This is a genomic window from Clostridia bacterium (assembly GCA_016887505.1).
Taxonomy (GTDB): Bacteria; Bacillota; TC1; order TC1; family UBA5767; genus UBA5767.
In genome coordinates, this window is sequence record CP069393.1 from 161,772 (window position 1) to 184,345 (window position 22,574).

28 protein-coding genes are annotated in these 22,574 nt (G+C 50.5%); all 28 read right to left on the reverse strand.

Annotated elements, in window-relative coordinates:
- Positions 1-12 precede the first annotated feature (12 nt).
- Entirely contained in the window at positions 13-1,416 is a 1,404-nt protein-coding gene (locus JR334_00675) for a hypothetical protein (GenBank protein QRN85789.1), read from the reverse strand.
- Positions 1,413-1,760 carry a hypothetical protein gene (locus JR334_00680; protein QRN85790.1) on the reverse strand — a complete coding sequence of 116 codons (348 nt, stop codon included), beginning with the start codon at positions 1,758-1,760 and terminating at the stop codon, positions 1,413-1,415. The genes JR334_00675 and JR334_00680 overlap by 4 nt, the downstream gene beginning before the upstream one ends.
- On the reverse strand, positions 1,757-4,036 hold the full coding sequence (locus JR334_00685) for a phage tail protein (GenBank protein QRN85791.1): 2,280 nt from the start codon (positions 4,034-4,036) through the stop codon (positions 1,757-1,759). Before JR334_00685 ends, JR334_00680 begins: the two co-directional genes overlap by 4 nt.
- Before the next feature lie 203 nt (positions 4,037-4,239).
- The gene (locus tag JR334_00690) at positions 4,240-4,626 is read right to left on the reverse strand and encodes a hypothetical protein (GenBank protein ID QRN85792.1); all 387 of its coding nucleotides are present in this window, start codon (positions 4,624-4,626) and stop codon (positions 4,240-4,242) included.
- A 14-nt stretch (positions 4,627-4,640) separates the two neighbouring features.
- Entirely contained in the window at positions 4,641-5,231 is a 591-nt protein-coding gene (locus tag JR334_00695) for a phage tail protein (GenBank protein QRN85793.1), read from the reverse strand.
- 3 nt (positions 5,232-5,234) lie between these two features.
- Positions 5,235-5,573, reverse strand: a complete 339-nt coding sequence (locus JR334_00700) for a hypothetical protein (GenBank protein ID QRN85794.1) — start codon at positions 5,571-5,573, stop codon at positions 5,235-5,237.
- Positions 5,570-6,001: an HK97 gp10 family phage protein gene (locus tag JR334_00705; protein QRN85795.1), complete on the reverse strand. Its 432-nt coding sequence runs from the start codon at positions 5,999-6,001 to the stop codon at positions 5,570-5,572. Before JR334_00705 ends, JR334_00700 begins: the two co-directional genes overlap by 4 nt.
- Positions 5,994-6,326: a head-tail adaptor protein gene (locus JR334_00710; protein QRN86814.1), complete on the reverse strand. Its 333-nt coding sequence runs from the start codon at positions 6,324-6,326 to the stop codon at positions 5,994-5,996. The genes JR334_00705 and JR334_00710 overlap by 8 nt, the downstream gene beginning before the upstream one ends.
- Positions 6,327-6,328: 2 nt before the next feature.
- Entirely contained in the window at positions 6,329-6,637 is a 309-nt protein-coding gene (locus JR334_00715; protein ID QRN85796.1) for a phage gp6-like head-tail connector protein, read from the reverse strand.
- Positions 6,638-6,661: 24 nt separating this feature from the next.
- Positions 6,662-7,021, reverse strand: a complete 360-nt coding sequence (locus JR334_00720; protein ID QRN85797.1) for a hypothetical protein — start codon at positions 7,019-7,021, stop codon at positions 6,662-6,664.
- A gap of 12 nt (positions 7,022-7,033) precedes the next feature.
- Positions 7,034-8,242: a phage major capsid protein gene (locus JR334_00725; protein QRN85798.1), complete on the reverse strand. Its 1,209-nt coding sequence runs from the start codon at positions 8,240-8,242 to the stop codon at positions 7,034-7,036.
- A gap of 13 nt (positions 8,243-8,255) precedes the next feature.
- Positions 8,256-8,960, reverse strand: a complete 705-nt coding sequence (locus JR334_00730) for a Clp protease ClpP (GenBank protein QRN85799.1) — start codon at positions 8,958-8,960, stop codon at positions 8,256-8,258.
- Complete coding sequence (locus JR334_00735) at positions 8,957-10,213, reverse strand: phage portal protein (GenBank protein ID QRN85800.1); 1,257 nt, start codon at positions 10,211-10,213, stop codon at positions 8,957-8,959. Before JR334_00735 ends, JR334_00730 begins: the two co-directional genes overlap by 4 nt.
- A gap of 18 nt (positions 10,214-10,231) precedes the next feature.
- Positions 10,232-11,833 (reverse strand): terminase large subunit, encoded by a 1,602-nt coding sequence (locus JR334_00740; protein ID QRN86815.1) that lies wholly within the window; start codon positions 11,831-11,833, stop codon positions 10,232-10,234.
- A gap of 108 nt (positions 11,834-11,941) precedes the next feature.
- Complete coding sequence (locus tag JR334_00745; protein QRN85801.1) at positions 11,942-12,169, reverse strand: hypothetical protein; 228 nt, start codon at positions 12,167-12,169, stop codon at positions 11,942-11,944.
- A gap of 110 nt (positions 12,170-12,279) precedes the next feature.
- On the reverse strand, positions 12,280-12,456 hold the full coding sequence (locus JR334_00750; protein ID QRN85802.1) for a DUF5049 domain-containing protein: 177 nt from the start codon (positions 12,454-12,456) through the stop codon (positions 12,280-12,282).
- Positions 12,446-12,676: a DUF4314 domain-containing protein gene (locus JR334_00755; GenBank protein ID QRN86816.1), complete on the reverse strand. Its 231-nt coding sequence runs from the start codon at positions 12,674-12,676 to the stop codon at positions 12,446-12,448. The genes JR334_00750 and JR334_00755 overlap by 11 nt, the downstream gene beginning before the upstream one ends.
- Positions 12,660-13,415, reverse strand: a complete 756-nt coding sequence (locus JR334_00760) for a virulence protein (protein ID QRN85803.1) — start codon at positions 13,413-13,415, stop codon at positions 12,660-12,662. Before JR334_00760 ends, JR334_00755 begins: the two co-directional genes overlap by 17 nt.
- Before the next feature lie 132 nt (positions 13,416-13,547).
- Entirely contained in the window at positions 13,548-14,792 is a 1,245-nt protein-coding gene (locus JR334_00765) for a DNA modification methylase (protein ID QRN85804.1), read from the reverse strand.
- Positions 14,782-15,945 (reverse strand): methionine adenosyltransferase, encoded by a 1,164-nt coding sequence (locus JR334_00770; GenBank protein QRN85805.1) that lies wholly within the window; start codon positions 15,943-15,945, stop codon positions 14,782-14,784. Before JR334_00770 ends, JR334_00765 begins: the two co-directional genes overlap by 11 nt.
- Position 15,946: 1 nt before the next feature.
- Positions 15,947-16,498, reverse strand: a complete 552-nt coding sequence (locus JR334_00775) for a P27 family phage terminase small subunit (GenBank protein QRN86817.1) — start codon at positions 16,496-16,498, stop codon at positions 15,947-15,949.
- A gap of 108 nt (positions 16,499-16,606) precedes the next feature.
- Entirely contained in the window at positions 16,607-16,963 is a 357-nt protein-coding gene (locus tag JR334_00780) for an HNH endonuclease (GenBank protein QRN85806.1), read from the reverse strand.
- Positions 16,964-17,070: 107 nt separating this feature from the next.
- Positions 17,071-17,499, reverse strand: coding sequence for a DUF1492 domain-containing protein (locus tag JR334_00785; GenBank protein QRN85807.1), 429 nt, complete (start codon positions 17,497-17,499; stop codon positions 17,071-17,073).
- The gene (locus JR334_00790; protein ID QRN86818.1) at positions 17,489-17,719 is read right to left on the reverse strand and encodes a hypothetical protein; all 231 of its coding nucleotides are present in this window, start codon (positions 17,717-17,719) and stop codon (positions 17,489-17,491) included. The genes JR334_00785 and JR334_00790 overlap by 11 nt, the downstream gene beginning before the upstream one ends.
- Positions 17,720-17,774: 55 nt before the next feature.
- Positions 17,775-19,316, reverse strand: a complete 1,542-nt coding sequence (locus JR334_00795) for a DEAD/DEAH box helicase (protein ID QRN85808.1) — start codon at positions 19,314-19,316, stop codon at positions 17,775-17,777.
- A gap of 223 nt (positions 19,317-19,539) precedes the next feature.
- Positions 19,540-21,813, reverse strand: a complete 2,274-nt coding sequence (locus JR334_00800; GenBank protein ID QRN85809.1) for a primase C-terminal domain-containing protein — start codon at positions 21,811-21,813, stop codon at positions 19,540-19,542.
- The gene (locus tag JR334_00805) at positions 21,813-22,136 is read right to left on the reverse strand and encodes a hypothetical protein (GenBank protein QRN85810.1); all 324 of its coding nucleotides are present in this window, start codon (positions 22,134-22,136) and stop codon (positions 21,813-21,815) included. Before JR334_00805 ends, JR334_00800 begins: the two co-directional genes overlap by 1 nt.
- Positions 22,137-22,139: 3 nt before the next feature.
- On the reverse strand, positions 22,140-22,559 hold the full coding sequence (locus tag JR334_00810; GenBank protein QRN85811.1) for a hypothetical protein: 420 nt from the start codon (positions 22,557-22,559) through the stop codon (positions 22,140-22,142).
- Positions 22,560-22,574: the final 15 nt, after the last annotated feature.

The window sequence follows — 22,574 nt, forward strand, 5'->3', positions numbered from 1 at the left end:
ATTGAAAACCTCCTAAATCGGTAATGTTGAAACAGGCTGCAGGCTGACAGAAGAAGCCACAACAGCAATGACAGCCGTATGCGCGGGCTGGAAACACTCAGTGAAAACAGCTTCGTCAATCCACGCACCAGTTGAAACTATGGATATGCCTGCCGTTTCGTTTTCAAAGGAGAAGTAGTCCATGGTTTCTGCGGCGGCTACAACGCTCAGGGCGGGTAGAAACCATCTTTGTGAGCCGAGCTTGTAATACCAGAGCGAGCGGTATTCTGGCGTTGTAATGGTTACTGCTACCGTTCTGCGGATATCGGAACTCGTATATAGAACAATCGCCTGTTCTTCACTGTCATAGGAAGTGGAGGTGATAGTTACACCGGAAACGGAGAGGGTGCATTTCACCGGGAATCCCGCATCGATACTTCCATTCAAAGGCTTTGTAAGATTGATTTTAAAGCCATAGCACAAAAATCCTGTATCGCGGTTCAACTTCTCCACTGAAGCCACTGAGATTTCTTCCGTGTCCGGCTCATCCAGTAGAACATAAGGATAAGCGGCATTTCCTGATGCGTACTCCTTGCTCAGAGTGTCCATTTGATCAATATCGGAAATCCACATCTTCACGTTTGAGGCGTTGATGTGGACTGTTTCCGGCCGGACGCTCATTCCGGCATAGTTCCGATGCGTCAAAGCCAGCAGCATCCGGCCATTATTCTGCGTCAGGAATCCGATACGGAAGTCGTTGGTGCGGACGACCGAAAGTGTCGTATTTCCCGTACCAAGTGGTGTGACTTCATGCTCCGCTTCCCAGATATAGCTTCCATTGTCTTGACAGCAGAGCGCCCGGTAATACACAGAACCGCTCTTGAGATAGCCGATGATTAAGCCTTGGTCAAGGTCCGGTTCAACGCTGGACTGCCAACCCTTACAGGAAGATATCTGGGAAACGCCTGTGGCAAGCAGAGAGACATTATTGCTGTCCGTCCAGCTTTGAACATACAGATTGCCGTACCGCACATAAAAAATATAAGGGTATTCCTCGGTTTGAAGGTAATACCATTCCTTTTCGGCGTTCATTTTCCACACGCCGTTAAATTCAATCGCCACATCGGTTGCTGTACCAAGCGTCCACTGGTATTCCCACGGATACTCCAAGCCAGCCGGGAACTTCCTTATATACACCTTAGCGACTCCGTCATCCAAACAGATGGAATAAGCCAGAGATAAATCAGATTCACCGGCGGACTGACGCACAGCCACATCGCCGAACGCGGGAGTGATGTCCTCGTGAATCGGCTCAGAGAGCAGCGAGTTGACGGAGGTCTGCGTGGCTACCACACGGAGATTTGCCATGCTGTCCGTGTTTTCTACCTTGAAGCGGTTTGCGAGTTTTTCTTTTAGCGCAGTTGGTATGCTTCTCATGGGTCGCTCACCTCGCTTGCTGACGCAAGAGTAGCTGTGACCTTGTACCAGCCTGCCGCCTGATAATCAAAGTTACCAAGTTCAATAACTCTTCCTGTGAAAACGCCCTGTTTTACAGAACACTCAAGGAGCGGAACGCTATCCTCTGCTGTCATCAATGCGACTTTCCCGGCTTCATTAACATAGAGAGTCAGCTTATAATGTACGGTCGGCGAGCCGAAACGGGTCAGATACTCTGTACCGTTAAGGGCGGTCTGCACAGTGCGTATGACCTCCTGCGTTTTTCTAAAAGATACAAAGCGCGTGATGATTTCACTTGTCTCTGTATTTTTCAAATAACTCATACACGCACCTCCTGTCTGAGCCGGTCGATAATGATGTCCACGACTGAAATCATTTCACCGTCTGAACTTACTCCTTCCACACGAATGACGCCCGTATGCTCTACGGTTTTCTTTAAGTCAAGCGAGGTATCGTTCATCACTCTACCTATGCCAGTATTCATATCAAGATCAAAGTCAGTTGGGATCGAGTCAGTAATGTCTTTTTCAATGCCCTTCATGGAATCGGTGAATCCGACGCCGATGCCGAGGCCCATATTTTCGCCGATACCTGCAAACACCTTTGACGGTGAGTTGATGCCCAGTAAGCTTTTTGCCCCATCAACAATGCCGGAAAAGAAGCCGCTGACTTTATCACTGATCCAGCTGCCCATGGATTTGATGCCGTCCCATAGGCCGGAAACGATGTTCTTGCCGATTTCAAATACAGCGCCGACAGCTTTGCCCAGCCCAAGAATTAGAGCTGAGATAATTTGGGGTAAGGACGCTACAAGCTGAGGTATGGCCTTGATTAAACCAGCCGCAAGTTGAACGGTAAGCTGTATACCCATGGAAATGATGGCGGGTAGGTTATTGGTGATGAAATTGATGATGCTCGTAATAATTTGAGGCAGCGCAGCAATCAGCTCTGGTAGCGCGTTCAGTAATCCCTCTGCCAAGCCCTTGATAATTGCGAAGGCTGCCTCGAGGATTTTGTCCATGTTATCGAGTAGCACCTGAACAATCAGGAGAATTGCCTCAACGATGGAAGGGATCAGTTCCGGCAGAGCCTCTGCAATACCCAAAGCCAGTGTGACGATCATCTGAATCGCGGCTTCAATGATGGCAGGCAGATTGTCGATGATGCCTTGCACAAGTGTAAGGACAAGCTGCAGAGCGCCTTCTGTGATAGCGGGCAGAGCCTCAATTAAACCTTGAAGCAGCGTCATGACGATAGAGGAAGCACAATCAACGATCGTTGGCAGGTTTTCAACTATTGAGCTTACGATGGCCATGACAATGTCCATCCCAACCTGAATGATTCTTGGGAGGTTCTCCATAATCATGTCCACCATACCGCCCACAGTATTTCCAATAACCTCGCTGATTTTATCGAAGTCATCGCCAGCTTCAACCAGTCCGGAGGTGAAGTCTCCGAGTAATGAAACTCCATCATCGGCGAGGGTTTGCAGCTGTGGTAGAAGTACGGTCCCCATCACACGTTGTGCGGCTTCCGAACCTTGCTTCAGCCTCTGAACAGAATCATCAAAGGCCCCGAGCTTTTCGATGCTTTCTTCGCTTAAGACAGCACCCATCCGCTTTGCTTCCTCGGTCAGTGCGGCGATGCCAGCACTACCTTGAGCAATCAGTGGATTTAGCTCCTGAGCGCTCTTACCAAAAATCTGCATAGCAAGAGCGTCGCGTTCGGTCTCGTTTGAGATTTTCCCAAGGGCATCGATGGTTTCCCAATATACCGTCTCGCTGTCCCTGAGTTGACCATTACTGTCTGCCACGGAGATGCCCAGCTTCGCATATGCGTCAGCGAACTTAGATGAGCCATCTCTGGCATTCGACATTGATTTTACCTGCTTGGCCATAGACCCGGTTAAGGTCTCCATCGAAACGTCGACAAGGTCAGCCGCATAGCTGTAGGCTTGCAGACTTTCTACGGACATACCGGTGACGGTGGATTGTGTCAGCATTTCATCTGCATAAGCGGCAGCTTCTACCGTCATGTCGACGAGCGCCTTACCCGCCCCAATGGCAGCAGTGCCGATAGCTGCGAAGGCCACACCCATAGCTGCCCCGACACCTTTGACGACGGAACCCAGCTTTTCAAATTTTCCTCCAGCCGAATCTGCATCTTTGCCTGTTTTATCAAGTTCATCGCCAAATTGGTCCGCTTGTTTTTCAGCTGCGTTAAACTCGTCGGCGACGCTATCCAGGGCTTTTTCATTGCCCTTTAGCTCACGCTCCATACCATTGAGTTCAGCTTGGGCATTATTAAGTTGAACAGCCCAGGCTTGAGTTCGGCGGTCATTTTCACCAAACGAGGAGGATGCATTCTCAAGTGCTTTACGCAGGGTTTCGATTTTATCTTTTTGAGCATCGATCTGCTTGGTGAGCACCTCATTCTTGGAGGTGAGGGACTGGACGCTATTTTCGTTTTTGCCGAACTCAGACTCGACCAGTTTCATCTCGGAGCCTAGCACCTTGAACGACTGATTAATGTCAGAGAGGGCTCTTTTGAATTCTTTCTCACCCTCAACGCCTATTTTTAAGCCAAAGTTATCCGCCATGTTCCCATCACCTCCTTAAATGCCGTTTGGTATGATTTCATCGATGTAATACTCGCGGGCTGCCTTAGCGAGTCCGTTGAACTGCTTGTATACCTCCCACTGGTCGAGCAAATGTCCGATAGGCATCAGCCAAACTTCCTGCTCAGAGCGATGAAGGAGGGATACGCCGTAAAAAATCAGTCGGGCAAACAACTCATCGTCGCTTACCCGACCTGTGCGTTTTTTGAGGGTTCATCCTCGCTTTCAACATGGCGCTTCGTTCCTTTATACATGGCGTCCATGATGGCGTTTTTATACTCCGCGAGCTCGAAGGGAGAGGTGAGAAGCTCGACAGTCTCCTCAGTAAGCAGATCCCGTTTCTTCGATGGATTCTGCAAATTGTGGACCAGCACCGATTGATTTGCCAGCAAAGTGATCAGCCAAACAACCTCATCCAGTGCCATCTCAAAGTTCTCCGTCTTCATGAGCTTTTCGCCCAAATTAGAAAGACCGCCATATCGTTTGGCGATCTCCTTAGTTGCTTTGGTCGTCAGGAGCATTTCATACTCCTGGCCACCAATTGATATTCCTGACGTTCTTTCATTATCCATTTGCTATCCCTCCGTTACGGTGTGACGGTGAAAACAGGCTCATAAACCTGCGTGTACCAGCCGGTAATCACTGAAGCTGGAACGCTCGCATCGTCCTCATTGACTTCCGATTTCCACGGATGCTTTCCGTTGCCATCAAGCTTATTTCTTCGCACCACAGTTCCTTCGATAGTCGGAGTGGAGAAGGTAATGCTGTCGCCCTTGGTGGCGAGGTTGGTAGCCGGGATGCCGAATACCACACGGTAAAGCCAGAAGTATCGATATTTACCGTTTGACTTCTTAGCTCTGAAGCCAACGGCCACAGGTGAACCGCCATCTTCACTGCCGGACACAACGACGTTATTATCGTCAAGCGTTGCTCCGGTCAGGTCCTCAGCTGCTGTCACGCCGATATCATCAATGCCAAGGGAAAGGGTCCCGCTCTTGAATTCCTTCACGATTTCAGCAGGGCCATCATCGGCATACAGAGTTGCTTCAGCGAGCTCTACGGACAAGTCTGCCTTCATCGCTTTTGCAAGCTGGATGGGCGTGCCATAGGTTTCATTGCCGCTCAAGTCCTCTGTGATTTTGGCGTAATACAGTTTATCTAATCCGATAGTCGCCATTTGTTAATCCTCCAATTCGTAGTTTTTCGCCACATCAATGGCGTAATGGTGATAGCCGGTATCATCCTCATGTCCGATGTACCGGCGGTCGGTAATTATGAAATCCGCTTCCAGAAGGAGGCGGACAATTTGGTTTTTGAGAGCCGTATAGCTTCCCTTGTCAAACAGCGATATCCGCGCCTCCTGGATTTCGTGCCGGGGTTTATCGTCGGTATATAGCTCGAACGTATCAACCATCGGCGTGATCACAGCATATTTATCTGGTGCAGGATCTGAAAACACGCCTGTTTCCAGTGGAACGAGGGGTGATATGATGGTGTTTAGTTCACTGAGAAGGCTCATATTTTCTCAACCTCCTCCTCAAATACCCTGATCATCGCATCCACACAGGCATTTTTACTTGCCGTTTTCGCGGGCTTCAGAAAAGGTTTAGGCGGCTGTCCATGTTTGCCATACTCCAAAACCCCTGCAACCATAGCGTTGCTTTTGCCATCCCTGCGAGGTTCGGAAAAGCCGACCTTAACGTTGAAATTACCGTCCCGGTCTTGTCTGGCAGAGGAGACTCCAAGGGCTGAAACGAGCTCACCAGTGGATCTGCTATCTTCCTTCGTACCATTTCCAATAACACTCTGTAGGTTGCTTTTTACTTTAGCCTCTACAACCTCGCCGCCTGCTTTCAGTACGCGGGGAATAATCTCATCTGTTTTCTCGCCAAGCCTTGAGAGCTTCATCAGGAAGTCCTCCGGCATTTTAAATGTTGTTTTAGCCACTGGGTTTCACCTCCTTGGCAAGAACCTCAAGATACATGCCGCGCCCTTTGACATCTTCCACCGAGGTAATTTCAAAGCGACCCTCTTTGTTCACCACAATCATCGCAGTCGTAATGGTCACACCGGGTATGCGGCGAAAACGGAAAAGGTCGGTGGCTTCAGAGAAGCTGGCTCTGTTTGCCCATTTCTCATTGCCGTGCCGACCCTCCCGATACGCTTTGACAGAGGCAATGATGTTGTCAACTTCCGTCCGGAAACCCTCAGCATCTTTCATGGTCACTTTTTCAATGATGTCAATGAAGGTGTTCATCTTTCCATAGCTCATAATCACACCTTCCAATCCCGGTCCAGCCGAAGTAAGAGGTTGACCGTATTCCAAACCTGCTGTCCAGCCTGGACGTTGTCCGCAAAAAAGCCGCCTGTGCTGCCGTCCCTTGATTCATAGAAGTGGGACGACAGCATGATAACGGCTTGTTCGGTGGTGGGCGGCATTAAGCTGGCTGTATAGGTGTTTTCGGGTAGATGCTGATAGCTCTCGGCGTACCTGACGGCAGCGGTGATGTACATCTGCAAAAGTCCATCATCTGCCGAGTGCTCAAGAATGAGGTTTGCCTTAACTTTTTCAAGCAGTGTCATACCGTCACCATCCTTTCCTTATTACTAACTGTCTGCCGCCATTAACCCAGCAGTTTTCAGATTTGCAAGCAGCGCATTGAAATCAGAAAGGAGTCCTGCGATGTCCTCAGCAGTGCTTGCCGTTTGGTTCTCGGCTATGGACGGTTCCGACACAGTTGGGTAAGTTGGAACATAAAGAATTCCGTCAGGACCGACTTTTACAGGAACGGTATCCATTTCTGTTTTAGCCGCTGCCTTGATTCCACCCAGCGTGGTTTCAGTAGCGATGGATACGGAAGCAGAAGGAAACCCCGTTACCGAGGCTCCCTCCTTGATTTCAAGCGTGCCGCCTATGACGGTTTTCTCGCCGCCTTGTTCGGTGTAGTTCTTTGCGTTATAGCTCATACTGCACCTCCGTTAAGCCTTCTGCTGGAGCACCTTGATAGCCTCCGGCAGAATCAGTTTTCCATCAACTCGCTGAGTTGCGACAAAGCCTACCTGACCGGTTGCTGCATAGAGTTCATTTAGTCTCTTGAAAACACGGCCCTGACGATCGGCAACCCAGTAGTAACCGAAATCACCGAACGCAATCGTCTTTGCAGAAGCAGCAATTGCAGGAACATAGGCTGAGGTGTACAGTGGTCTGTTCAGAATGGTATCCGGCGTACCGGCCTGCAGTGAAGGCTGCCAGAGGTATTGACCCTGACCGTCCTTCAGCTTGCGGATCGCCTTAACCGTGGCATCATTCATGACGAACACCGCTTTGTTTCGGTACGGTGCCTTAAGGGAGTAAAACAGGTCAAGAATCTCATCGATGGTGATGGCAGCAGCGCTCGCAGTGGTCACGCCAAGCTGTGCACCACCGGTAGCTGCAAGAATGCCCGTAGGTTTCCCGGAGCCATCGCCAGTGAAGAATGTATCTTCTTCCTTGTTTCCGATTCGTCTGGCGAATTCTTTAGCGATGTAGGTTTCGAGGTTGAATACGCTGTCGTTAAGCAGCTCCTCGGAAACCTTGATCATGGTACCAAGCTTATAGGCCCCAATGGATACCTGTCCAAAGCTGTCATCACTTTCAGGAATTGCACCTTCCTCATCGATCCAGGAGGCGGTACCCTTAGATGCTACGACTGGGATTTTGCGATCGCCCGAAGAAGTGGTAATGACGTTGGCCAGCCTTCTGAAAATGTTCTCGTCCTCGAGGGTATCTACAAGGGTACGCTCAAATTCATCCGGCACTAGGTAGCCGCCTTCAGTGTCGGTGCCAATCTGAAGTGCATTTCTGATAACAGGATCAAGTCCTTCGCCAGCGCGGGTGCGCATCGCGTTCCAGAACGCTTTTTTGTACTCGTCGGAAGCTCTGCCGCTTCTTGTCTCCATGCCCGGAAGAGTAGGTCTGCCCGTAAGTGGTGTGTTCAGGGGCTTTGAAAGCTCGCGGTCGAGGGCTTCCTGCTTTTCAAGACGATCGATTTCATGACCGAGTGCGACAACATCCGCCTCCATCTTGTCGTAAACGGCGGTATCCTCAGCTGAAACGATGCCGTCCGCACCACGTTTAGTGTCGAGAAAAGCCTTAGCTGTTTCCCATGCCTTTGCGCGTTTCTCACGCAATTCAAGAATTTTGTTCATAGTATTTTCCTCCTCAAAATTTGTGTTGAATTAAAGAGAGCCGCTTCTCCAGCGACTCAATCGGTGTACCTGTTTGTTGTTTGGGCAACTTGGGCTTTACCTTGTCCAGCAGAGAGTTGGTAACGGCCCTGCGACTAAAGGCATAGGTAAAGTCCTCAGTCTGTAGTCGTTTCTTTTCGTCGTCCAGAATGCCGTCTGCAAAACCAAGCTCGATGGCCTTCTTCGCATTGAGCCAGGTTTCAGCGTCCATTAGGTGGGACAGTTTTGTCCGTGACTGTCCTGTTTTGATCTCGTAGGCGTTGATGATACTTTCTTTAACCTCCGAGAGCATGGCGATGGCCTTTTGCATTTCCTCGCTGTCGCCGATTGCTACTGTCAGCGGGTTATGCACCATCATGAGGGCAGTCGGTGCCATCAGCACGGTTGTTCCAGCCATTGCGATTACCGAAGCGGCAGATGCTGCGATACCATCAATTTTCACGGTGACCTTGCCTTTGTAATCCATGAGCATGGTATAGATCTGACTTGCAGCAATGCAGTCTCCGCCGGGAGAGTTGAGCCAAATAACAATGTCACCCTCACCGGCAGTAAGCTCTGCTTTAAATGCCTTAGGGGTGACATCATCATCGAACCATGACTCTTCAGCAATCACGCCGTCAAGGTAGAGTGTTCGGACACCGGAATTATCATCCCGTGCCCAGTTCCAGAATTTCTTCATTCGGTTTCCTCCGTTTCTTTTATTTTTGCGAACGCGCCAGCGTCCTGCAGTTTGGTCATCGCGCCGTTTATAAGGTAGAGGTCGCCACCAAGCTCTGCCGGGATGCGGTCCAGGTTTTCAAGCTCGCGGATATCGTTGGCACTCATCCAGCCGTTCTGACGTGCGGTGGCGTAACCGTTCATTCGGCTCACATAGTCGCCGCGTAGTAATCCATCCACATTGAACTTAATGAACAGCTTCGACTTTTCGCTCTCCATGAGTAGGGCTCGGCACATGGACTGTTCCCAGCGCACTACCCAAGGGTCCAAGGTGTATTTCACAAACTCGAGTGATTGCTGTTCGATGTTGGAAAAGGACGATTTCTCAAGGTCGGCCAGCATGTGAGGCGGCACCCTAAAAATTCGGGCGATCTCATTGATCTGGAACTTCCTCGTCTCCAGAAACTGTGCCTGTTCCGGTGAAATCCCGATGGGCTGATACTTCATGCCTTCCTCGAGAACGGCCACTCGGTGTGAGTTTCCGCTGCCTTGATAGGCTGCGTTCCAGGACTCCTTAATCTTCAACGGGTCCTTGATGGTGCCAGGGTGTTCCAGCACGCCGCCCGGAGCAGCTCCGTTAGCGAAGAATTTCGCACCATATTCCTCTGTGGCAATGGCCAATCCTACGGCATTCTTCGCCATCGCAATGGGAGAGTAGCCAACCAGACCGTCAAAACCTAGTCCCGGAATATGCAGCACATCGGAAGGAGCCAGGTAGATTTGGCTGTCTTTGCCAAGGGAGGCAGTGTCCTCGTTACTGCGCTGGTACAAATAGAAAAGCCGACCGTTTGAATCTCGGTCGACTGTCATTTTGTTTGGCATCAGCGGATATAGTGCAACGACCTCACCGCGAGCATTTCGTATGATCTGCGCGTAGGCGTTCCCCCATAACAAAAGATGACTCATCAGCGTTTCTCTAAACGCAAAGGAAGTCATCTCAGGATTCGGCTCGTCATGAAGCAGTTTATACAGTGGGTGTTTGAGGTGTTTTTCCTTGCCGCCGGAATCGTTGTATTGATAGATATGGAGCGGAAGCCCCGCCAGTGTTTCAGATAATATCCTCACGCAGCTGTACACTGCTGTCATTTGCATGGCCGTCTGCTCGTTGACAGGCTTGCCCGCGCTGGTGTTTCCGAAAAAGAAGCTGTAGCGGCTGCCGCCGAGGGCATCTTGAGGCTTGTCACGCGCCTTGAATATTCCTTGAAGTATTCCCATAGACATCACTCTCCTTTACTAAAAAACAAGCAGGCCACGATCATCATAGACCGAAGCGCCACTTTCATTGCCACACCGAATCGCCCGATCAAGCGCCATAATGGTGGCGACTGCGCCGTCGATTTTCTCGGTGGATTTCTCTTTGTCCGCTTTGATGTTGCCTGCCGGATCGGTACGGATGTAGATGTTATCCATCATCCAGCGAAGGACCGGATGACCGCCGTGGGCAAGCCTTTGTTCTAAGGTTAGCTTCATGAGTTCCTTGGTCGGCGGACTCATATCCTTGAAGCCCTGTCCAAACGGAACGACTGTAAAGCCCATACCCTCAAGGTTCTGGACCATCTGCACAGCACCCCAGCGGTCAAAGGCGATTTCGCGGATGTTGTATTTCGTACCCAGCTCCTCAATAAAGCTCTCAATGAAGCCATAGTGGACCACATTGCCTTCGGTGGTTAACAAGTAGCCTTGCTTTTTCCAGACATCATAATTCACATGGTCACGCCGCACACGCAAATCGATGTTGTCCTCCGGTATCCAGAAGAACGGGAGCACGACATACTTGTCATCCTCATCCAGCGGTGGGAATACCAGAACAAAAGCAGTAATGTCGGTGGAGGAGGAAAGGTCAAGACCCCCATAGCAAATCCGCCCACGTAAGGCTTCTGGGTCAACTACAAAAGCGCAGGCATCCCATTTGTCCATCGACATCCAGCGTACAGCCTGTTTGACCCATTGGTTCAAGCGAAGCTGCCTGAAGCTGTTCTCCTCAGCGGGATTCTGGCGGGCAGACTCAAAGGCTGCCTTGACCTTATCTAGGCCGACGGTAATCCCAAGGGATGGATTGGCTTTTTTCCAGACCTTTGGATCTGTCCAGTCGTCCTCTTGTGCTGCACCATATATGACCGGATAGAAGGTCGGGTCGTTTTTTCTGCCGTCGATGATATCCAGTGCCTTCTGATGAACCTCCCAGCAGATGCTGTTCTGGTTGTCTCCTGCGGTTGTGATCAAAAAATAAAGCGGCTGCATTCTCGCATCACCGCTGCCTTTAGTCATAACGTCATAGAGCTTTCGGTTTGGTTGGGTATGAAGCTCATCAAATACCACGCCGTGGGTATTGAAACCGTGCTTGTTGCCGACATCGGCAGACAGCACTTGATAAGTACTCCCGGTTGGTAAATAAACAAGACGTTTCATGGAATCGAGAATTTTGACTCGTTTTGCGAGCGCTGGGCACATCCGCACCATATCAGCCGCAACGTTAAAGACGATTGAGGCCTGATTACGATCGGCAGCGCAGCCATAGACCTCGGCGCGTTCCTCATTGTCACCACAGGTCAGTAGAAGCGCAACAGCAGCGGCGAGCTCTGATTTACCCATCTTCTTTGGAATTTCAACATACGCAGTGTTGAACTGCCGATAGCCGTTGGGCTTGATGGTGCCAAAGATGTCTCGAATAATCTGCTCCTGCCAGTCAATAAGCTCAAAAGGCTTACCGGCCCAAGTGCCCTTGGTGTGGGAGAGCGCTTCAATAAAGGACACGGCGTAATCGGCCAGAGCCTTGTCATAGATTGAATCCGATGCTTTAAATCGGGTGGGTTTATATTTCTTCAATTTTCTGATACGCCGTCACCTCCTTACGCAGGGCATAAAAAATACAGCCCATCATGGCTGCATAACGAGGAACAGAGCCGGTCGGCTCATGTCCCAAGAAGCTGTAGTTTGTTTGTGTTAGCTGTTTTCCTTATGCAGCAGGAGCTCAAGGGCAAGCTGCGTGTCTGGGTCGGAGGGCTCTATGTCCCAGCCCCTGTCGTAGTTGCATACGACTTTTCCATCACGCTTGAGCATCAGCTTGCTGATCCTGCCGCCCTCGATTCCAAACTGGGAACCTTCTTCGTAAACCTTCATCCAGTAATGAAAAATGCTGTTGTGAATCTTAAGGCTTCCTTCTTTCCACATGGTGTGCACTCCCTTCGTTTTTGTATGTGTATATTCGCTCTGAAAGCACACAATAGCAAGTCAATTCAGAGAAATAAATGCACCAGATATCGTGATGAAAGGGATGTGTTTTACGCCTCGCCTGTCAGGATGAAGTGGGTATATTCCTTGCGGTTTTCTTCGAGGTATACGACCAGCTCATAAAAGCCCATGTCGTTCGCGATGCGCTGCACCGATACTACATCAAACATATTCGTCAGACCGGTGTCGCGTATGGCCAAGATCTGCTTTCGCACCTTATCGGTCATCGTCGCACCTCCTGCAAAGGTCCTCGCCATAGACCACGTTCAGTCCGCTGCCGTTGTCCCAGCTAACCATAATGGAGCCGGTGTCATCCACTCCGATTACGGTGCCTTTGGTGCCGATGGGCGGAGCCTGCACATCATCCATGCGAAGAAGCTCCACGCGGCAACCGACCGGAAATTGACGGCGGATGCGCTCGACCACATCTTTATTCGGAAATCTCATCATCAGTTGCCTCCTTTCCATTCAGCAGGGCATTTACCGCTTCTACTACAGCGGGGTCGTCGGTAGCGGCGTCCAGGTCCTCTGCGCTGTAGCCTTTCTTGGCTCCCGTTCGAAATGCGGCGCTACCGGTCAGGTTCCGAAGAAGCGTCCGGCGCGTTTCCTTGAATTCATCGCCAATGAAGCCGAGCCTAAGGAGGAAGCAGCGGAAGGCATACTTCTCATTGTCCGTTTCTTTTTCCTTTGCAGTCACACGCTTATGGCTCTTCGCTGCATCAAGCAGATGCCCAAGGAAATGAGAAGCTGCACTGATGACCTCAGGCTCTGGAATGCGATCGAACCAAGGGAAGCGGATACGCTCCTCGGTGACCTCAATTTCCAAGCTATCAGCACCGAGTGCTTTTTTAATGAGCGTCGCTTTGCTGTCCACCATCCTGCGCAGGTTGTCAATCGTCGCATCGGTGGTGTCTTTCAGCGGAAGTTCGATACAAAGCCCATCTGTGCTTTCCTCGATCTCAGCCTCAAAGCCCATCTCGCAAAGGCGCTCGATAAGCTGCTCAGCCTCGTCGCTTTTAGTCTGGTCGTCGAAGGAAAGGATGCCGTCCTTGCTGATAGTGAATTTGTCCACCTGATAAGCGCAGGATGGAACGCCGAGGTACTTAGCGTCGCTTTCGAGAATTCGCGCAATGGCCTGTACTAGTCGCTTGCGGTCGGGTCCGGTTACGTTGTAGTTGATTTCCATTTTCAAAACCTCCTATCGTTTTGGTATGTACATACATCACTCTAAAGGCACTATATAGCAAGTGATTTTCGAGAAATACATGTGCTAAATCGAGTCGGAGGAATCGACTGTTTATCATCAGCGGTACTATCGTCAAGCATGGCTGTCCTCGCTGGTTGTCACTTCCGCATAGGAGTAGAGCAGACCATCGCGCTGGACAGAAACCTTGTCAGCAGAGCCGATCTGTTCGATGTACCGCTTGACGATAACGTCGCAGAACTTCTCATCAAGCTCGATGGTGAAGCAGGATCGGTCAGACTGCTCGCAGGCGATGAGCGTTGAACCGCTGCCGCCAAAGGGATCGAGCACCAGGGTATTGCTCATGCTGCTGTTCATAATCGGGTACGCCAAGAGCGGGACCGGCTTCATAGTTGGATGATCGCCATTTTTCTTAGGCTTATCGAATTCCCAGATAGTGGTTTCCTTACGACCGGTGTACCACTGATGCTTTCCGGTTTTCTTCCAACCGAAGAGGACAGGCTCGTGCTGCCATTGGTATGGAGAGCGTCCTAGTACCAGCGACTGTTTCTTCCAGATGCAGCACCCGGACAAATAAAAACCGGCATCCACAAAGGCTCTCCTGAAATTCAGCCCTTCGGTGTCGGCGTGGAATACATAGATGCTGGCGTCATCCGCCATGACCGCTTCGGTGTTTGTAAAAGCATCGAGCAGAAAGTGGTAGAAGGCGTCGTTACCCATGTTGTCGTTCTTGATTTTCCCAGCGCTGCCTTCATAGTTGACGTTGTAGGGCGGGTCGGTGATCACGAGATTGGCTTTGACACCTGCCATTAGCAAGTCAAAGGTGTCTTTCTTAGTGCTATCACCACAGACCAGCCGGTGCCGACCAAGGGTCCAGAGGTCACCGAGCTTGGTGATCGGAGGTTCCTTAAGCTCTGCATCAACATCGAAATCATCATCGTGAATGCCGTCTTTGATACTATCCTTAAACAGATCGTCAAGTTCAGCGGGGTCAAAGCCTGTGAGCGATACATCGAAGTCTGCGCCCTGCAAATCGGCGATCAGTAGAGCCAGTTTCTCTTTATCCCATTCGCCGGAAATCTTATTCAGCGCGATGTTGAGAGCCTTTTCCTTCTCGACATCCATTTCGACCACTACACACTCGACTTCGGTGATGCCCATGTCGATGAGCACCTTCAAACGCTGGTGCCCACCTACAATACAGCCGGTCACCTTATTCCAGATGACCGGCTCGACGTATCCGAACTGTTCAATTGAGCGCTTAAGCTTATCATATTCCGGATCACCGGGCTTCAAGTCCTTACGGGGATTGTAGTCCGCAGGCAGAAGCTCAGCGGTATTCTTTTTTTCAATCAGCATATTTCTTTACCGCCTCTCGTAGTTCGTTATAACGGTCCAGCCATTCCCAGCGAGAAAGTGTTCCACTGAAATGGCCATAGGTTGCTGTATCTGCGTATATGGGATCGCGCAAACTCAGCGTTTCGATGATCGCCGCTGGACGCAGGTTAAAAACCTCGAGGACCGCTTTGCGAAGAATTTCATCAGGGACTGTCCCTGTACCAAAGGTATCAATTTCAACCGCAACAGGATCAGCCTTGCCGATAGCATAGGAGATGGCCACCTGACAGCGTTTGGCATAGCCGCAACGGACGATGTTCTTTGCGATGGCCCTTGCCATGTAGGCACCGGAGCGGTCTACCTTCGTCGGGTCTTTTCCGGAGAATGCACCACCGCCATGAGCAGCAAGTCCGCCATAGCTATCTACCATAATCTTTCGACCGGTCAAACCGGTGTCAGCTGCAGGTCCGCCCTCGACAAAACGGCCAGAGGGATTGATGAGGATTTCAGTCGAATCGTCAAATGGGAACTTCTCGAACACCGGCCACAGCACTTGGGAGATGATCTCACTGCGGAGAATCTCTAAATCCTTATCAGCGCGGTGCTGTACAGAAACAATAATCGTTTTGATGCGCTTGGGCTTCTCATCTTCATACTCGACAGTGACCTGGGCTTTGCCATCAGGACCAATGCCTTTGATGACGCCATTTTTCATGGTGCTATCGAGCTTTTGACAAATGCCATGAGCAAATACGAGAGGGAGCGGAAGTTTTTCTAACGTCTCATCAGTGGCATAACCATAAACAGTGCCTTGGTCGCCAGCGCCGAGCATGGAATACCAAGAGGTATCTCCCGCGCGGGATTCCAGAGCCTGATCCACACCACCAGCGATATCCTTGCTTTGCTGGTGGACGAATACAAACACGATGAATTTCCATGGGTTGTAGCCGACCTCCTCAAGAACTCTGCGGACCACCCAGCGGATGTCTACTTTTCTCGAGCAGGTGATTTCGCCCGCTACGATGATTTTACCTTTTGTCGCCATGACCTCGCAGGCCACGCGGGAAGATTTATCTTTGCGCAGACACGCATCAAGAATGCTGTCGGCAATCAGGTCGCAGAGTTTATCTGGGTGACCCTTGCATACACTTTCAGAAGTTATGTATTTTACCATATCATTTTCCTTTCCGGGCGGTTAAGAGCCGCTCCATCACATCATCTTGCGGATTCACACCGCTGTACTCGCCGGTGCAGTTTTCCTTTACGATCTGAAAAATCTCCATCCATAGGCGGTTTGTTTGGTTCATGTAGTTCTGACCCATCGCCACATAGGGGCTCTGAATTGCATTGCCTGTAGTGGGATGCTTTGCCAGAAAGCCGTATTCAGTGACGGCTTCCTCACACTGAATCCATCTGGCCACGCTCATGGCGTAGCGCTCTAAAAGCTGCGGAGCGACAAGCACTGCACAGCCGCGTTCGTTCAGCCAAGTCCAAGCGGATTTGTAAATCTCACTTGCGACGAGCGTCTTGCCGTCCTTTTGTATGGCTTCGAGCATTTTGTTTGGTTCAGGCATTTCAAGTCCTTTGAGATCTGCTGCATCTTGAAATTCCATCACAGTAAGTTTTCTGCCGCCGGGATTGCCCACGGCTATTTTGTCGGCTAAGGGCTTCTTTTTTGCGCCCGCGCCGATACGAGCACCGCCACGGTTGGTACCGTCTTTTGCCAAAAATATCACCTCACTTTGCAGGGCTGGGGCTATTCCCTTGTTTGAAAGCGCGTTTTTCAACACGAAGCCCCACGCCGCTGTCCAGTTTGAAAAGTTTTAGAGATTTGATTACCCCCACCGGTCACCACTCTCAGCAGTAATTCGGGAGTGACAGGATTTACAAAGAGCCATCAGATTACTCTTTTCATTGCCACCGCCTTTGGAGAGAGGAAGGATGTGGTGGACCTCTTCAGCAGGCATCAGCTTGCCTTGCTTCTCGCACTCCTCGCAAAGGGGATGCAACTTGATGTAGCGATCGCGGATGCGCTTCCAGCTTCTGCCGTAGCGTTTGTTGGACTTAGGGTCTCGCTCGTACTGGTTGTAATGTTTGTCCACGACCTTTTGATGCTCGGCGCAGTATTGCTCACGCTCAGCGAGCCGACCGCAGCCGGGGTAGGCGCAGGGACGCTTTGGTTTATATGGCATGGGTTCACCTCACTTTCGGGGCATAAGAAAAGCCCCACAGGATTTCTCCCGAGAGGCTTCGCCTTGATGCTTTTCGCTACCTTAACATTAACATGATTGCACTTGGACTAATAGTGACATACAGTGACATCTTCAGGAATTCTTACTTTGTTAAGCGCTGCATCATGTAATCGGTAAAGATGGCGAAGGTTATACCCAAGCTCCACAGCAATTTCTGGCCAAGACTTATTGCTGATGTATCGCTTCTCCAGAATCGTTCGATATTCGTTGTATTCTACTTCACGGATAACAAGGTTGATCTCACGCTTAAGATCTACCAAGCTTTCAAGATCTCTGTTGATCTCGTCCTGAAGGTCAATGATTTTTAGAACGGTATCCGCCATCGGTGAGGTGCTTTTGCTGGGGTTGCGAGGCATACCGGTTATGGTGGTGGTACATCTCATTGCCAGCTCATTTAAGGATTCGACCATTTCGAGTTTGCTGGCAATCCTCTGATCAAGGCGGTAAGCCTGTGATAAATACTCTTTAGCGGTCATTCCTTCGCACCTCCTCGTTAATTCTTCGAATGAGGTACTCAGCATTCAGACTTGTGAGCTCACCAAACCAACCGGAACGGAAAAACCGCTCTAAGGATGCCACTTCAATTTGGTAGCCTTTGTTATCAGGACGCTTCTTCGAATGAAGAAGCGAGGTTCGATAATCCTTGACTGCTTGCATAACAATGGCGTTTGCTAATTCTTGATAAGGGTCCATAATCTGTACCTCCGGATTTTTAGTTCTCTCGGATTGGCACGGATTGTCGTTGATTGTCTCAGGCTTGCAGATCGGCCTTTACAGCATCAATTAGGGCGGCTTGGGTGCTGTCCTTCTTGGATAACACCTTAAGAATCCGCTCATCGATGGTGTCTTTGGCCACAATGTGCTGCACCACAACCGTTTCAGAATTTTGTCCTTGTCGCCATAGGCGGGCGTTGGTCTGCTGATATAATTCCAGTGACCAGGTCAGCCCGAACCATACGATACAGGAACCTCCGCTTTGCAGGTTTAATCCATGACCGGCAGAGGCGGGGTGGATCAGTGCCACGGGTAGTTCGCCAGCATTCCACTTTCGGATACTAACTGCGCTGTCTAACTTGGAAAATGGGACATGAAGCTTTTGTAGGCGATCCGTGATGCGGGCTAGGTCATGCTTGAACCAGTAGGCCACAAGAATCGGCTTGCCACCGGCGGCTTCGATGATATCTTCCAGTGCATCCAGCTTTCGGTCATGGATGGAGATGGTGTCGCCATCGTCGGTATAAATCGCACCATTAGCCAGCTGGCATAACTTGCCGGTGAGTGCAGCGGCGTTTGCAGCGGTGATGTCTCCGTCAGGGAGCTGTAAGACGAGGTCCTGCTTCAGCTCGTCGTAACGCTGGCGCTCCTCGTCAGAGAGGCGGACGGTATATTCGCTACTTACCAGTTCCGGCATTTTCAAAAGGTCGGTAGACTTCATGGAAATGGTTATGTCGGAGATCTTGTCATAGATGCGCTGTTCTGCTCCGGGTAGAGGCTTGTAGCTGAAGATGACCTGTCCATTTCGCTTGTCTGGCTGGAAGTAGTCCAGTCGGTAGTGGCTGATGAACCGTCCGAGGCGAGCACCCATATCCAGAAGCCTGAACTCAGCCCACAAGTCCATGAGACCATTTGCGGAAGGGGTACCCGTGAGGCCGATGATGCGCTTGACCTTAGGTCGTACCTTCATCAGAGCCCGGAAGCGCTTAGCCTGATAATTCTTGAAGGAGGATAGCTCGTCCACCACAACAGTGTCGAAGTTGAATGGTAGCTTGCTTTCCTCAATGAGCCACTGGACATTTTCTCTGTTTATGATGTAGATATCAGCCGGTTTGATAAGGGCCGCACGGCGCTCTGCTTCGGTGCCGACTGCAACGGAGCAGATGAGGTTCTGAAGATGATCCCACTTATCTGCTTCAGAAGGCCATGTATCCCGTGCCACTCGCAGTGGGGCAATCACCAGAATGCGGTGAGCTTCGAAGCTGTCAAACAACAGGTCGTTCAGAGCCGTCAGTGTGATGCTCGTTTTGCCAAGACCCATATCGAGTAGAACAGCAGAGATGGGATGCTCCTCGATATAGCGGGTGGCGTATTTCTGGTAATCATGTGGTTCGTATTTCATCAAGAAGCCCTCCAATCTGCCGCTCGTCATCAAGGACATAAACCTTGAAGCCAAGCCCACGTAGTAATTTGTGTCTTGCCAGCTGAAGCGGCCGAGGTTTTTGGCCGGGAGCCTTAACCTCCACGAAAGCCATATGACCACCCGGTAGAAGCACGATGCGGTCAGGCATCCCGTCAAATCCAGGACTCGTGAACTTCGGTGCGATGCCTCCGGCCGCTTTGACTGCTATAACCAGTTTTCTTTCGATTGTTTTTTCTCTCATTTTCATTCTCTCCATCAGGATTTTTATGGATGGGTTAACCTCGACGCATGTCATATATAGAACTTTTCTTAGAGTTATTTTTTTAGTCCTATAGAGACTTTTTGTATATGACCTTAATCGAGGTTAACCCATAGTCCATCAACTCAAGAAATCCTCAAAATCTCCGTCATCGATTTTAAGCCTCAGTCCTGCAAAGAACCGCTTGTTTTTGACATTGATACGGCCATAACCAGCAGCCTCCAGCGCAGAATAGAAGTCTGTAGTGCTGCGGATATACTCATTTGTGTCAATGCAGTAATTGCGATACGCCCTATAAAGGGAACTGGAGCTTTCACGAAAGCTTGCATCAAGCTCGCATTTCTCCTCAAGAAAATGGCCAAACCAGTCGTTTTGCGACCGGTACTCCGTTATGGCTTGCTGCACGCACTCAGGCACAGGAATTTTGTAATCCAGCGCAATGACCTTCTTGGCACCCTCGATCACCCATGCGAGAATGCTCTCGCCAGCGTTTTGATAGAGGTACTCGCCATAGTTCTTGATGTCGCTGCTTCCCTCAATCTTGGCGTCGAAGGGTATAACAACCAATCTACGCCAGATACCGTCATCAGAAGCGCTGACCTTCGGCAGGTGGTTTGTATAAAGCACCAGCGTATGGCAGGGCGTGAAGCTGAACGGGTCCTTATATTTCTTTTCGGCGAACACATCGTCAGTGGAGCAGAGTTGCTTGACCGTGGAGTCATTGAGCCGAGCGCCTTCCTGTATCTCAGCAGCGATAAGTAGACGCTTTCCCTTGACCTCGGCCATTTCCGGCTTAATGTTTCGGCGGCATCCAACCGTCAGGGTATCTGCGGAGATATTGCCGCTATACAGACCGAGTACACGGGAGATGGCGTTCCAGAAGGTAGATTTACCGTTGCGTCCACCACCGTAGGCGATGATCAGGGCTTCAACATAGACTTTACCAATGGCGGCTAAGCCGCAGATCATTTGCACATAGTCGATAAGCTCCTGATTGCCGCAGAAGATAAGGTCCAAACTGTTCTGCCAGATCTGTTCACCTTTGGAACTGGGTGAAACTGCGGTCATTTTCGTGATGAAATCTTCAGGTGAATGCTCTCGGGCTCCGGTCATCCCTTTGCGTAGATCGTAGGTAGCAGCGGGTGTACAAAGAAGAAAGCAGTCAGCATCAAGGTCACGCGGCGAGATCTCCAGCATAGGACGGGACTCCTTTAGCGTCGCGGTGATATTCTTTGAATCTCGGCGACGGATGGCGAAGGACTGGTATGCTTTGGCTGAAAGAAATGCTTTGTAAGCCTCGAGCTGCGTGTCGTTCATGAGCGACTCAGCCTTTGCCTTTGAAGCATTTGCAAGGATTTCCTGCGCACCGTTTTCAGTCAGCAGTCTCATCGCTGACTGAAGATCCTTTGTAGCTTCCTCCAGCTGGCGGCGGGTCAGCTCATGAGCCACTGCCTGTGCGCCTGGTTCGCTTTCTTGCCAGTAATGGCTGGTGTAACGGATAAAATGGGTAGCCGGAGAATACCTTAGTTCCCCAGAGAAGTATTTCGCAAGCACCTCTGCCTGTCCTACATCAGAGAAATCTCCTGGCATATAGGACGTCGGGTCGTTGTAAACCTCCGGAGAAACATAGCCGTCCTGCTGCTGCACCTTTGAAAAGAAGCGCTGGGCGCTGTGCCAGATGGTCATGAGCTCAGCTTCCTCAAGCGGAGGTGAACATTTTACAGCTTCCTCTAAGAAACACTGAAAAGCGGCATCGCTGTCGCCATATTTTTTGATGACACGACCGGCAAAACGGGACATGGTGGCGTTGCGACTTCCTTCTGTTATGACTTGAGTGGAACGATAGCCACCTGCTATATCAGCATCGAACTCTTCACCTTCCAGAAACTCGCTCAAGTTCATGCTGCCGGTGTAGATTTCAACTTCCGGAGATGTCGTCCCGAAGAAGAAACGTGCTGCATCCAGTGCCTTGGTATCGAAGTACGGAAAGATGGCGTTGACCAGCTTCTTCATATCGCTGTAGCAAGCCGCGTTTGTAACGTGGTCAATGGGAAATAGTACGTGGAATTTGGGTCGAGCAGGCTTACCGTTTTTCTCGCGCATATTGTAGCGGCTATAATGAACTGCAAAAGTGACGCCGGGGAAGGTCTCCATGACGTCGGCGGGTAGCACCCAATCCTCTGGTTGCTCTGAGTGATCGTTGTCGCAGTCCACCGGTAGGCAATTGCTACCCACGTAGTTTTCACCATTCCGGTAACTGTTCCGGTATTCGGCGCACACATAGTCATGGCCAACAGCTGCGATCAGAGAACTTGCGTCAGTGACCTCGACCTTGTGTGGATAGGAGCAGTTGCCGGGGTTGCCGATGAAGTCGGCGTGATAAAGAGTGAACATCAGTCGTTCACCTCCGTTGCGCCATCCTCCAGCACCTTGGTGATGAATTTGAGTGCCATGATGATTGTTTCAAGCTCGCAGTCACCACCAAGAGTCACCTCTATGCCATCTGTGCCATAAGGTCCGATCAGATGCGCTTCAATGTCGGTTCCTCCCGCATTCTCGATGCGAAAGTAGGTACGACTGCCGTGACCTGAATCTCCTCCCTGATAGCCGTTGGTGCCAGCCTCGACTTCGAGAACATTTGCGCTGTATATGTCACGGCTAAAGGTCGTGATAGTGGTGCCGTCGATATTTCTTTCCTTTTCTGTGATAGCGTACATGATTTAAACCTCCTCGCAGTTTTCAGTAAAGTAGCGTAAGCGGTAGTTCTTCCACTTGGCTCTCTTGATTTCAGCCGACATACCAGCTGAGATGGTGCTGCCGAACACCCAGACCTCTGTACATTTGCTCATGAGGGCGTTGCCGAAGAATAGCCCAAGCTGGCGTTCGGCAGGAATGTCGTCGTTCAAAAACTGAGGAAACAGCAAATGCGGCGCAATGGGAATGAAGCCTTTGTCCACAGCGAATCGGCTGTAGCGCTGTGCAGCCTTTACGTTTCCTTCTACATCTCCAGAAAAGGGAGAGCAGATATAGACAATTGGCCTGAATGCCCGAAGCGCCTTTTCTTCTTTTTCGATAGCGGACAAGGCTTCATAGGCGGTTGGGTCGTAGTAACCCTCGCTGTTTAATTTATTAATGCTCATTTTGACCTCCAATCC